Consider the following 1,474-nt stretch of genomic DNA (forward strand, 5'->3'; position numbering starts at 1 on the left):
GAACCGGCTCGGTCGGGAACGCCGGCCGACCGTCGGGGCCGGGTCGGGCGGGACGGGTCAGACGCGGCGTGCCAGCAGGATGCTGATGTTGTCCTTGCCGCCCGCCTCCATGGCGGCCTGCCACAGGGCGTACACGGCGGCCTCGTCGCTGCCCGCCTCGGCGATCATCCGCTCCATCTCCTCGGGCAGGACCAGGTCGGACAGGCCGTCGCTGCACATGAGCCAGGCGCTGGGGTCGGCCGCGTCGTCCCGGCCCACGTGCGGGACCATCGTGCCGCCCGAACTGCCGCCCAGGGACTGGGTGATGAAGTTCGTGGTGACCGGACGGCCGTCCTCGGACGGGGGCAGCGCGGGCGAGTCGTCCTCCGAGAGCTGGCGCAGGCGGCGCCCCTCCAGGCGGTAGGTGCGGGAGTCGCCGACGTTGAACCAGAAGTTGCCGTCGTTGTTGAGCAGGACGCCCGCGACCGTGGTCCCCATGCCGGAGAACTCGGTGTGCTGGGTGGCGTGGTCCTTGATCTCCTCGTCGATGTTGCTCAGCAGCTGGGCTATCTCCTCGGGGCCGCTGAGCCGCGGACCCATCTCGGCCATGCGGTGCACGGCGTGCTCGGAGGCGATCTCCCCCGCGGCCTGACCGCCGATCCCGTCGGCGACCGCCAGGATGACGGGCTCCCCGACCGGGAGGACGCAACGCACCGGCGAGGTCATGTTCGCACTGGCGACGGTCAGGGCACCCATGACGACGGCGTCCTCGTTGGCGGGGCGGATAGCGCCCCGGTGCGTGAGGGCCGTGACAATGACTTCCCCACCAGCGACACCCATACGCCCTTCCTCCCGTTTCATCGGCCGTGGCCGGTTGCCCGGCGCCCCGCGCCGGGCCTTGGTCGAGTCCCGTTCAACGTCTGGATTCTGTCACCGTACCGAGCCACCGCCGGAGTGGGTCAAAATCCGCGTACATCATGGCGGAAAACACCCGGATACGCAGTTCCCGCCCCGGTTCCCGCCGCCGGACGTGCCGTGCCGGGCGATCCGCGGTGCGCGCCGGGCACTCCCGGTGTTCCGGTCTGACAGTAGCGGCGGTGCGGCCGACCCGACAGGGGCCACCCACGGGTACCGCGAAACCGCAGACCAACCGGGAGAACTCCGGGGTTACGGACAGCACCGAACCCCCGCGGTTCTTGGTGTCGGATTCGCGTCACGTTGTCGAGACGCGAACCGTCTGGCAGAATGAACCCCGTTGGGTGTCTAAGACGCAGACACACACGACCAGCCCCGTGCGGCATCATCCTGTCACGCATGGTGGCCCCAGTCTTCCCCGACCGGTCGTTTGGTGTGATCTCCGTGCGTCTTCCCTTCTTTCTTCCTCTCCCCCCTCCGTTCAGCCGCAGCCGTACGCGCCATGCGCCTACGGCTCCTCGTGCTGCCGGGAGGCCTCCACCGGCGCGCCGTCCGGCACCGTGTGCCGCCCTCCCCTGAC

The 1,474-nt window shown here is 70.1% G+C and carries 1 protein-coding gene; it reads right to left on the reverse strand.

The features are described from left to right. Positions 1-57: 57 nt before the first annotated feature. Entirely contained in the window at positions 58-819 is a 762-nt protein-coding gene (locus DQW06_RS26885; RefSeq protein ID WP_013156196.1) for a PP2C family serine/threonine-protein phosphatase, read from the reverse strand. Between the last annotated feature and the right edge of the window lie 655 nt (positions 820-1,474).

It is taken from the genome of Nocardiopsis sp. TNDT3 (genome assembly GCF_003427465.1).
In the GTDB taxonomy this organism is placed as follows: domain Bacteria; phylum Actinomycetota; class Actinomycetes; order Streptosporangiales; family Streptosporangiaceae; genus Nocardiopsis; species Nocardiopsis dassonvillei.

Excerpts from the sequence above, each read along its gene's own strand:
- DQW06_RS26885 (WP_013156196.1), bottom strand. The coding sequence starts at position 819 with ATGGGTGTCGCTGGTGGGGAAGTCATTGTCACGGCCCTCACGCACCGG.